A 12,261-nucleotide genomic window follows, 5' to 3' on the forward strand; every position below is an offset into this window, starting at 1 on the left:
CCTACCAAGATACCTATGCCGAAGCGATGGCGAAATACGGGCTGCAAAGAGGCATAGACGGCTCGAAAGCTCGCCACAAGTCCACACAGCAGTATTATCGGGATATACAGAAACTTGCCGACGACCTCAAAGCGGAAGTGGTGGATTTGCAGCAGCAGAAAGAAACGGCACGGGAGGAACTAAGACGGGCGAAAAAAGAAATACAGACCGAGAAGCTGAAAGGGGCGGCAACCACCGCAGCTGCCAACATCGCCGAGAGTGTCGGTTCTCTTTTCGGCAGTAACAAGGTCAAGACGCTGGAAAGGGAGAACACCGCCCTGCAAAACCGCATCATTGAACTAGAAGAAGAAGCCCGACAACGGGAACGACAACAAGCCAAACAGATGCAGGAAATGAAAAGCACATATGAGCAACAGAATGGTAAGCTGTCCGAGTTCGTGAATTTTGTCAAATGCTATTTCCCATACGTGGAAAAGCTGATACCGACAATAAATTTCCTGCGTGACCGCTTGGGTTTCGATGACGGTATTATCCGAAGACTATGCACTTTCAAGGATGTTGCCATTAAAGGTAAACTCTACTCTTCGGAGTTCAACCAAAGTTTTGAAACCAAGCGTTCTATCTGCGCCATCAAGGAGAATGAAAACGGAAAATTCGATTTCAATATTGACGGAGTTCCACACGTGAGTTGGTTCAGAAAAAAGATGAGCGAGTTTAGAGAAGCTATTGGAATACCGAAGCCAAGGCAAAATAGGGGTATAAAACTATAGTTCAAAGAAAACAGCCGAATAATCTACCTATATTGAATGGATTATCACGTTTTTTTGTATTTTTGCAGTTGGATTGAAATAACTCGTTCCAAGACATATTGCTCGATAGCTTCACAATCACCACTACAAGTAAAGAGCAACAACTAATATTGGGACTGCCCCGAATATGGGCGCAGACTTCCCATATTTAGTTGTGGTTTGTGGTGAACCGTGAAGCGTATGGCGAATGTCTGCGCTTTTTATCATTAAAAAAATAATAGATATGACTAAAATCACTAACACTTATGTTTTAGACAAGGCAAAAATATCTGTATTGCTGTTAATTATGTTGTTTACGTGTCCTTTGGCTTTTGCTCAAAGTGAACCAGAAACAGCAAAGCCTTTAACTGATATGGAAGTTGTACGTAAAGTAGCATTTCTTGATATTGAAGGGAAATATTATGAAGATGTTACGATGTCTTTCAAGTCAATAACTCCTGACTATTTTATATCAGATAAATATAAAGTCAAAGTAAAAGTCGTTGATAAAAATGGAAAATCTATATATAAAAAGACTTTGAAAAATGTTTTTCTATATGTGTTTTCAAATGGTCAAATACAAGTGGGGAAAAAGAATTTTGACCAAATAGTCGTGTCAAAATCAAAATCGACAGATGAAAACATTGGCATAATTAGGGAAAAAGAAGGAGTTTATTAGTCGGTACTTATAAAATGAAACATTCACACACTTATCAACATTTTGCACTTAACACCGATAATTGCATCGTTGATATAAAGGATGTATATTATTCAAACGAACGATATTTTTGTCCTTATTGTCACAGTGAGATGATAGCTAAACGTGGAAATATCCGCCAATGGCATTTTGCGCATAAGGCTGACAAATGTTCTTACGACAAATATCTACATTCCATTGCTGAGATAATGATAATGAATTGGTTTAATCAGAAAGAGCATATCATATTATCTATGGATAGTTATGAAAAGTGCGACAAGTATGATAATTGTGTTTTCTATGACAAGATAAACTGTAAGAGGGTAAAGAAAGTGCAATTTGATTTAAAGACTTATTATTCAAAATGCATCCAAGAACATAGGTGTAGAGACTTTATAGCCGATTTGTATTGCGAAAACAAGACTAATCCTAATTTGCCTATTTTCATTGAAGTATTTGTAACACATGAATGCAGTCAAGAAAAGAAAAAATCGGGCATTCGTATTATTGAACTTAGTATTCAGTCAGAAGAAGACATTTTGGATATTGTAAATTCCACAAATTTAAATGAATGTGAAAAAGTTAAGTTGTACAACTTTAAACGTAAGGAAGTTTTAGCAAAGGACTTTACGCAACCTTTTCAAAAATATATCTTACATCATACTTTGAAAAGCTATGTTGAACGAGATACGTTTACTTGTAGGAATTACAATCACCACAGAAAGGGAATCTATGAAATAAGTATGCCATATGATGATTGCATACCATATTTTATCAATAGTGGTGGTTTATATACAATTGGAAAAGTTAAAGCGTATCTTGATGGGTATTTAAAGAAAGATTGCCAATTATGTAAATGGCAAGCAGAAGATATGAGTGGAAGCAAGTTCTGCAAATTGTATAAAAAATGTGGTAATCCAAAATATTGCAATGATAATGATGTTTCAAAATGTTCAATGTTTAGAGAGAATACACTAATGATAAATGATGCCATCTCTGATTTTAATGAATATCAAAAAAATGATTCAGTGGACATTTGGAATATAGATACCCCATATTAATCAAGGGATAATTACCATCCCATTCAGAAAAACACGCTTGATGTTTTTCGTTTTTGGAAAAACATATTATATTTGCAGATGAAAGAGTTATTTGACAGCATAGCAACGTAAAACGCTGAAATTCGCACAGTTGCTAAATCGTTACTTCTATTTCTCAAATAATTCGCTAAAAGTTTATTTCTCAATTGGTTAAGTCAAACCGAGAAAAATCTAAAATAATAATACAACTGCCCTTCCTGCATAAATTCACGCCGGGCCTCATCGATCAGTATCTTTTTAAAATCGTCGAGGCTGGAAACCGTCAGCCGTCCTTTAGTACAATCCCGGGCAACACGTACCTGATCCAGTTGTTCGATAGCGGCCTGAGTCTCTCCTTTCCGGTAAAGATATTCGGCTTGAATAAAATACATCTCGCTCACCCGGATCAGCGGAATCAAATCCTCGGTTTGCGTATATTCCAAGGTATTGTTGGTCGGTAAAATATATTTATTACAGATCCGGTCGGCTCCCGAAGTCTCTGTCAAATACTCTTTCCTCACATCTGCCTCATCGTCGAAAATACCGGGATATCCGGCCAGTACAAGTCGGTCGGAACTCGTCGTATAATAAGGCTCATAATTATCCAGGTTCAATTCGTTCGACAGGGCAAAAATCACTTCTTTATACCGTTTCCGATCATTGTTCTGTACCTCCTCCTTCTTTGACAACTGGAAACAAACTGCAGCATATTCTTCTGCATAGGCATCCAGTACTTCTTGTGCACAATGAGCGGCTTTTTCATATTCGCCCATATAATTATAAACCCTGGCCAGCTGGGCTATAACAGCGTAATAATTCATACGGAATCCCCGGTAAAGGAAAAACAAATCGGTTACCGAACTGCTCACCCAGTTATTCTTAATCCGTTTTTCAGCCACCAACATCGATTTGTCGGGTAGTGTATCGAACGGAGCTACTAAGTTTTTGGCCTGGAGCAAATCCCGTTCGACCAGCGACAAAATCTCCTGTACACTTTTATCCGGTTCGTAGGTAGAAGGATAATTCTCGAAATAAGGCATGTAATTTCCCGAAGGATTGGTCACCGGTGCCGGAGCCCAAAGCCGCAGTAAATCAAAATGCAGGAAAGCCCGTAAAGCCAGCGCCTCCCCCTGGATCATATGCTGTTCTGCCTCACCTCCTCTGAATTTAGAGGGATCCTCCCCGGTAATCCGCCCGACAATATTGTTACAGTTTGCAATCGAATTATAGGTATTCGACCAGATAACCTGAATCACCGACTTCACTGTTTCATCACGGTAAGCATAATTCTTTCCCGCGATTCCATATGCCGAATAATTCGACAATTTTTGAGTATTGTACAACTGTCCCAAAACATCAATAAATCCCCAGCTCATCTGCTGCCCGTACATCGAAGTCTGAGACATCTGGCGGTATACGCCGTTCAACGCATTCCGGTATCCCTCTCCGGTGGAAAACAAATCTTTTTCATCCACAGAATCCTCCGGAATCACATCCAGCCAATTACTGCAACCTCCCAATGGCAACAGTAAACAACAGGCTATTATCCAATGATATATTTTCATAATTCAAAATTTAAAAATTAGAAAGCAGCTTTCAGCGAAAAATTAAAACTCCGGGCATAAGGATAATTCAATCCTCTTTCCACCTTCACCGACGACCAACGGCAAACATCGTTCGCACCGATCTCAAAACGCAGCATACTCAAGCCGATCGTCTTCATCCACTTCTGCCCGGCGTCGAAATCATATCCCAGAGAAATAGAGTTCAGGGTCAATACATTGTTATCCTCGACAAAACGGGAAGTCGGACGGGTACGCATAATACTGCCGCCCACTCCGCTGGTCAGCTTACGGTAACGAGCCTTATCCCCCGGTTCTTGCCAACGTTCGGAGAACACCCGTTTATCGACATTAGAGGTGTATACATTCACATCTTCTACTTTGTCACGTAAAGTGCTGTTGTATATCTGGCCGCCGGCTTCATACATAAAAGTCATATACAAACTCAGATTTTTATAAGTGGCATTCAACCCGAAAGTACCTTGTATTTTGGGTTCCGTATCCCCCAAGACCACCTGATCGTTCGTATTCCAGGTATTGGTAATGCTTCCGTCCGGGCGGATAAAAATCTCCTCTCCGGTAGCAGGATCGATTCCAAGTGAGGGAACTCCCCAAATCGACGTCTGGGATCCTCCTTCGACATATTGAGTAAACGGCTGGGTATTCGAACCGTCGAACCGGTTACTGTTGGCAAAATGGTCTTTTACCCGGTCATTGTAAGCCTTCAGACTCTCCGATATTTTCAGGATTCTATTTTCATTGTGGGCCAGGTTAGCGAAAACAGCTACAAACAGATCTTTTCGACGGACTACTTCGCTCCGGAATTCCAGTTCATATCCTTTATTTTCCACCTCTCCGATATTATCCATATAAGTGGTAAAACCTGTCGAACTCGGAATCGTCACCGAATTGACGAGATCCACCGTTTTTTTCTGATAATAAGAAGCTTTGATATAAAGCAGGCGTTTCCATAAACTCAGTTCAACACCGGCATCCCAGGTATTCGTCGTTTCCCAGGTTAGGTTTGTATTCCCCAAAGCATAGAGGGTACCGCCGAAACCGGTTTTATACCAACCGTCCGTAAACATTTTATAAGTCGTTCGGGCTACATAAGGCGGAAAATTCACTTTCCCGGTTTGTCCGTATGAAGCCCGTATTTTCAACTGGTCAATAACCGTTTGTCCTTTCATAAAACCGTAGTTATGAATATTGACACCGGTTCCCGCAGACCAGAAGGGAGCAAACCGTTTATCCGCCCCGAATTCCGAAGAACCGTCCATACGTACCGAAGCATCCAGCAAATACACATCGTTATAACTGTAATTCAGGGTCCCCAGGAAACCGATCAGCCGGGTGGAATTATCGGAACTTACCGGTTTGGAAACAATTTCTTCGGCATAATTCGGAGAACTCAAAGCCCCGGAAGGGAATCCCCGGTAAGAAGCCGAAATGTTATCGGTTTTGGCAGAGCGGGCATTCACCCCCAACAATAAATTGATATGGTGTTTTTCGACAGAACGGTTATAAGACAGGGTTGAACTCAGATCCCAGTAGAACTCATTTCCCCGGCTGGTATTCAATTCGCCGGAAGAAGGATTTTCTGCAGTCTGGGGAGTTGTATTTTTCGAAGACAACGGATCCAGAAAACGTTTCGTATCGGTAATCTTACGCGTCAGGCTGAATTGAGTTTTCCATAACAAACCGGTAGTTATATTCCAGTTGATACCCAGATTATCGACAAACTCTTCATATTTGGATTTATCGAAATTGGATAAAGTCGCCTCATAAAGAGGATTAGGGCGTTTTTCATTCTTTCCGTCCCAATTGGGCAGATTTTCCAGATAGTTCCCCTCGTCGTCCTTATAAGGATCGTAAGGCTGACAACCGGTATAGTCGGAAAAAGCCCCGTAAGGAGACTCCTGCGAACGGGTATTGGTATAAGTGACCATATTTTTGAGCTGGAATGAACCGATCCGGTAATCCAGATATACGCCGGCTCCCACCCGGTTCCGGAAAGACTCTTTCATCACCCCGTCTTCATTATTGTAGCTCAATTGTATGCCGAAACGGAAATTATCCGATCCGCCGTCGACGCTCAGGCTGTGTTTGTGATTGAAAGAGGTCTGTAACGGTTTCGATAACCAGTAAGTATCCACCCCTCGGGTAATGGAAGCCAGTTTAGCATAATATTGTTGTTCGGCTCCCAAAGGATTATCTTTAGCCAGATCTTCGAATACTCCGGCCGCCACTTCCGTTTCGAGTTTCTCGCGTGCATTCATCAGGTTATAATCCGACAGATCGGGTACCGTGACATCCCCTGTAAAATTATAGGACACATTCAACTTACCCATCTGAGGAGCCACCGTCGTAATCACCACCACACCGTTGGCAGCCCTGGAACCATACAGAGCCGTAGCCGCAGCATCTTTCAATATGGTAATACTTTCAATACGGTTAGGATCCATATCGTATAACTGTTCCACACTGATCTGAAAACCATCCATGATGAAGGTCGGTAAGTTGGGATTATCCTTCAGAGCCGATTTCGTCAAAGGATCACGGTCCAATTCCTTTACACCGCTGATACCCGACCTTCCCCGCACATACATTTCGGGCAGCGCATTCGGATCGGACCCCCAATCGTTATTGGTTTGAATACGGAATGAAGGATCGAAAGTCTGTAATGCCTTGATGACATTCGATTTCGAAACGGACATCAATTCATCTTTGGTCACTGTAACCGAATTTCCGGTAAAACTTGTTTTACGGACATTCCCGTACCCGGTCACCACGACTTCTTTCATCTCTTTGATATCCGGTTTAAGCGAAACCAATATTTCCGTTTGCCCTTTTTTCAGGTTTACAAGCCTCGTTTCCATCCCTACAAACGATACCAGTAAAGTAACCGTATCCCTTTCCAGGACTTCCATCGTAAATTTCCCGTGTGAATCAGTGACTACTCCGTAGGATGTCCCCTTCAATAAAACCGTAGCTCCCGGTAAAGCCAGGTTATTTTCATCGGTCACCTTTCCTCTGACCACCTGTACATTCACCCGGGAGTCCGGCCGTTGTTTTTCCGGCCGGATAATAATGACCTCATTCTCCACTTCATAGGTGAGATCCGTATTTTGCAGTAATTGTCCCAGAAAATCTTCGACTTCCGCATCTTTCACATCTATATCTCTTTTGCCATATCTGTTTACTTCCTCTACCCGGTATAAAAAACGGTAACCGGACTTTTCCCGGACCTCTTTTAAAACCTCGTCAATTGTAACCCCCTGCCTTTTTGCAGTAATACGCGTCTGAGAATAAGCTTTTGCCTGGATGGAAAACACCAACACCAGTACCAGTAAAATCCCCGCCTTTTCCAGAGAGAAATTTAACTGCAGCAAAATACTTTTCAGTAAAAAATTTCGCTTTTTTTTCATAATTTTACATGCTTAGTAGTTAATGATAGTAACGACACCCCGTTAATTGCTGAGTTCTTACGGAAGATTATCCCCAATAATCTTCCGTTTTTCGATATATAGAACACATCAATCCAAGAAAGGGATGAATAAAAAAGATACTTTTTTAAGATAATTTTCACATTATTGCCTTTTCCGTTTCAGCCGGAATCCTATCGCTCCTCCCAAGACGAGTAAAGGAATCAGGCCGATAAAAAGACCTTTTATCCATCCGATATCGGCAATATCGAGATAATGGGTATCGTCCGTAGGAGATGGACGGCTATTATCCACCGGGAATTGCTGATAAGTCATATAATGCAACATCTCCATGAATAACCCGAAATTATTCAGTCGGACATCGTCTTTCCGTAAAGCCAGTCCTTCGGTACTGAACCAATCGGCATCCCCGGAAACGATAATACGTTGTTCTTCTCCTCCCAGCTGCCGTTTCAAAGCCAGCATAAGCGTATCCCCGGCATATTCCACGATAGGTACCCCCTGAAATCCGTAGCCTGCATTGAACGACAAAGCCGTAGTACCCGGAAAAGCGACTTGGTATTGCCGGGCTAAAAGCCCTGCACCGACTCCGGTTTGTTGTGCTCCGGATTCAGCGATATCACCGACAATAAAATCTTCCTCCCAGTCGGCCTCCTCATGTTGCAGGATTATTCCTTCCTTAAAGCCGATTCCCAGATTTTTCACCAACCCGTTCATCAATTCTTGTTTACCCGGTTCACCGGTAATGATCAGATTACCTCCTTTAGCTATATATGAATCCAGTAATCCCTGTTCCTGAAGGGACAATCTTTTTTCAGGAGCCGCAATCACCAGAATATCGATATCTTCGGGAATAACCGTCCGGCCGGTCAAATTCAGGGTATCTACATCAAACCCCTGATTCACTAAAGCATTCCGGCCGTTTCTTTGAATCAGTGAATATAATCCACCTTTATCATTCCAATACAAGCTCCGCTCCCCGTGTCCGGTCAGAAAAACTATTCTGGAAGCATCGGTCACCAACCGTTTCAAGGCCACCGTAATCTCTGTTTCCCTGGGGCGGATATCCATGCCGTCGTAAAAACGCAGAAAAGATTTCCGGCCGTTCGCCCGTTCCAGTAGATAAATCATCCGGTTTCCTTCGGAGGTCAGATCGATCTGCCGGTGAATTTCTTCCGGAGACAGAAAAAATTCCGGATCCAGGTCCTCGTCATCACATATTTTCAGCATTTGTTCCCTCAAAGGTAAAGAAGCCGTAGCCCCACGGAAACGGCTATGATCGGTGCTATCATAAAAATAGACATATTTCAAGCGGGTATCGGGTTTAAAACGTAGAAAAGGTTTCAATTCCCGGAGGTTCGACATTTGATTCTCCGGCATCCCTGCCGGAGCACTTTTATCCAATAAATTGACATACATGGTAATAGTCAGCTGATCGTCGATCAGATTCATGACCCGTTGGCCTTCGCGGGTGATGGTATTGTGTTCGGTTTCCGTCGTATCATAATAACACATGAACATCGGTTTCGAAGTCAGGTATCCGATTCCCAGAGCGATACAAACCACTCCCCCGTAACGTGCCCACCGCCACCACCAGGAATAATGCTGCTTGGTCGATTGCAATTTCAAAACAGACAAGGTCAAAAATAATCCGATCACCACCCCAAAGTACACGACATCTTCACTGCATATCAGTCCTGCCGTAAACGTTTTGGCCCGTCCCGACAAAGACAGCCACCAGGTAATCTCCTGTACGACAGGAATATCCTGCCAAAGTCCGCCTACAAAATTCAAGCAGGTAAGTATCACCAGTGTACCGACCGCTGCCACGATCTGGTAAGAAGTCAGGGTAGACATAAAGAGACCGATAGCCGAATAAGCACACAAAACCAGATAAATACCGAGCAACCCGGACAATATCAGCGGAATATCGAGGTTTTTCACAAAAATAAAAGCAAACACCACCTGCAGGAGCAAAATTACCAGCATCAATCCGCCGTACAACATCATAGCAAGAAATTTCCCCCCGATAATCTGAAAATTAGTTACCGGCGAAGAATATAATAACTTGATAGAACCGGAACTATATTCCCGGCTCATCAATGCCATTGTCAGTAAAGGAATATACAGATACAGATTATTCAGCACCTTGAAGAACGAACCGCTATCCCCCAACAATAAAATCACTGTCTGGAAAGGAATCTGCCCCCGTCCCAAAGCTTTATTCTGCAATTGATAGCTAAAAGTATCACAAAATGCCATTCCGGCCTGAAAAGCAAAAATGATCAGGATCAGCCAGGCTATCGGTGAATAGAAAAACAAACGAAGTTCTGTCTGTGCTATTCTAAAAATCGTTTTCATTTGAACTTTCTTTTAATCTTAATTTCTTTTTCTTCTGTAGTGAACCACTCCATAAGCCAGGGCCAAAAGACCGGGCAGCAATCCCATGGTTCCGAATTTCAGCCAGGGCATATCCTTCCGTCCCAAATACAATTCGTTGTCACGGGGAGGTATACTGGGGAGCAATACCGGAAATTCATCCCGGGCCAACCAGCGGAAAGATTCGGTAGCCAGAGTGAAATTAGCAGTCTTAACTCCCTGCCGGGCCCGGGTCAGCTCTGCATTACTGATACAATCGGCATCCCCGGCAACTAAAATCCGCTGTTCTTTATCCCCGACCTTACGGTCCAGGGCGACAATGACAGGCAGTACTTTCCCTTCGGCCGGGCCCGGATGATTCAGACCCTTCAAAGCATCTTCTGCATACAACCGGTTCACTTGCCAACTGATGGAATCCCCCACACAGGCAACAGGTGTTATCCCGAAGCCCTTTTTCTGTATTTCCAGACCTGTACAACCAGGTAAAGCAAAACAAAAACCATATTGCCGCATTTTCTGGAAAACCGGGAACTTTTCATCCCCCTCCGGATCCATTCCGGCAATTGTCAAAGAAGGTAAATATCCTTCCCTGGCCTGTAACAGCATCCCATTCCGGAATCTCACCCCAATCAATTCTGCCAACGGATTTATAAATTCCTGCGTACCCGGTTCACCCAGCAAAAACAAATTTCCCCCGCGTTCAATATATTCGCAGATCATCCGGAAATCTCCCTCCGGGATCTTACTTCTTACATCGGCTATTACTAAAATATCCACTTCATCCGGAATTCTCTCCTTTCCGGAAAGAGAGAAATCTTCCACATCGAACCCTTGATTGATCAAAGCACTCCGCAAAGACAGCTCAGAGGAAAAAAAACTATAATCCATTTCTCTCTTATTCGTACTATTCCGTTCGCCGTATCCGGTCAGAAAACACAATTTGGGCGGTTTTACCAACAACCTTTTCAGAGCAGCAGTCATCTCCTGCTCACTGGGGAATACATACATATCTTTATACACCCGTAACCAGGTCTTCCGTTCACCGTTCCATTCCACCTGGCGGACAAAATGATTCGATTCTCCGCTCAGATCGATCTTCCGGCGAATCTCTTCCGGCGTCAGAAACATACCGAAATCCAAGCCCTTAGCCTGGCAGATTTTTTCAGCCCTTTCCCGGTCCGACAACCCGGGATACAATTCGTCCAGATATTTATATCCGGCATAATCATAATAATACACATAATCCAGTTTCAAATTCCGCTTAAAGCGGGCATAAGGGCGGAAACGTTCGAAATCCTTTTTATGTGCCGCTGGCAGCCCACTCTCATAATTGGCATCCAATAAATTCACATATGTAGTGATCTTCAGTTCTCCTTTCAATTGCCGGAGTAAATCCTGTGAAAGAACAGAAATAGTATTACTCTGCGTAGCGGTCGTATCCCAATACCAGGTAAGAAAAGGACGTGACGAAACATAACTGAGCACAACGACTCCTACTGCCAATCCCGTTAATTTCAGTATTTTTTTCCTCCCCGGCTGTTTTTCTCTTACCGCCTGTAAACGCCAGACCGAAAGTAAGAGAAAAGCAGCGATCACCACCAAAAAGTAAATTAAGTTTTCCGTATTGATCATGCCGGCGACAAAAAGGCCTACCCTACCGTTCAAAGCCAGCCAATAAGTAATATCCCGGACCAAAGGTATCTCCTGTCCCACTCCGCCGATAAAATTCAAAAAAGATAAAAAAGCCAGAGTTCCGATAGCAGCCACTACCTGATAGGAAGTGAGGCAGGACATAAACAGCCCGATGACAGCATAAGCACAAATCAGCAGATACATACCCAAAAAATTCGAAAAAATCAGCGTACCGTCCATATGCCCGATCGTCAAAGCCCCCAGACCGACATATACTAAAATCACCCCCAGCAAAACGGCACAATAAATCATAACCGACAAGTATTTTCCCAGGATAATCTGGGCACTAGTCACCGGAGAAGAATACAATAGCTTTATAGAGCCGCTGCTGAATTCCCGGCTCATCAGTCCCATGGTCAGCAAAGGAATATAAAAATACAAGTGTTCCAGCATCACCGGGAAAATACCTTTTCCGCTCGTAAACACACTACCCGTCAGAGCCTGAACCTCATATCCTAAAGATTGGCTCTTTATCGCCGGCCAGATCACGTCACAAAACGAAAACCCACATTGTACGGCAAATACCACCAAAATCAACCAGGCTACAGGAGAATAAAAAATAACCCTCAATTCTGTCCGGGCGATTTGGTAAACTATATTGAAATCTTTGAGCCTCAT

At 43.1% G+C, this 12,261-nt stretch carries 6 protein-coding genes and 1 pseudogene; 3 read left to right on the plus strand and 4 right to left on the minus strand.

Annotation, left to right across the window (positions count from 1 at the left end; all coding sequences use genetic code 11):
* The 3 genes and pseudogenes from AC5RDS_RS08750 to AC5RDS_RS08760 form a co-directional block, all read left to right on the plus strand.
* Nucleotides 1-770, plus strand: a pseudogene (locus AC5RDS_RS08750) (MobV family relaxase); the annotation flags it as partial.
* 262 nt (nucleotides 771-1,032) lie between these two features.
* A complete protein-coding gene (locus tag AC5RDS_RS08755) occupies nucleotides 1,033-1,467 on the plus strand; it encodes a hypothetical protein (protein WP_118207235.1) in 435 nt (144 codons plus the stop codon).
* 14 nt (nucleotides 1,468-1,481) lie between these two features.
* Nucleotides 1,482-2,546, plus strand: a complete 1,065-nt coding sequence (locus tag AC5RDS_RS08760) for a competence protein CoiA family protein (RefSeq protein WP_494222302.1) — start codon at nucleotides 1,482-1,484, stop codon at nucleotides 2,544-2,546.
* 194 nt (nucleotides 2,547-2,740) lie between these two features.
* On the opposite strand, the gene AC5RDS_RS08765 is transcribed toward AC5RDS_RS08760, so the two are convergent.
* From AC5RDS_RS08765 to AC5RDS_RS08780, 4 genes are all read right to left on the minus strand, one after another.
* Nucleotides 2,741-4,129 carry a RagB/SusD family nutrient uptake outer membrane protein gene (locus AC5RDS_RS08765; RefSeq protein ID WP_494222303.1) on the minus strand — a complete coding sequence of 463 codons (1,389 nt, stop codon included), beginning with the start codon at nucleotides 4,127-4,129 and terminating at the stop codon, nucleotides 2,741-2,743.
* A 17-nt stretch (nucleotides 4,130-4,146) separates the two neighbouring features.
* Complete coding sequence (locus AC5RDS_RS08770; RefSeq protein WP_494222304.1) at nucleotides 4,147-7,554, minus strand: SusC/RagA family TonB-linked outer membrane protein; 3,408 nt, start codon at nucleotides 7,552-7,554, stop codon at nucleotides 4,147-4,149.
* A 162-nt stretch (nucleotides 7,555-7,716) separates the two neighbouring features.
* Nucleotides 7,717-9,933 (minus strand): Gldg family protein, encoded by a 2,217-nt coding sequence (locus tag AC5RDS_RS08775; RefSeq protein WP_494222305.1) that lies wholly within the window; start codon nucleotides 9,931-9,933, stop codon nucleotides 7,717-7,719.
* Nucleotides 9,934-9,951: 18 nt separating this feature from the next.
* Complete coding sequence (locus AC5RDS_RS08780) at nucleotides 9,952-12,261, minus strand: Gldg family protein (RefSeq protein ID WP_046403984.1); 2,310 nt, start codon at nucleotides 12,259-12,261, stop codon at nucleotides 9,952-9,954.

The organism is Odoribacter sp. (genome assembly GCF_985060555.1).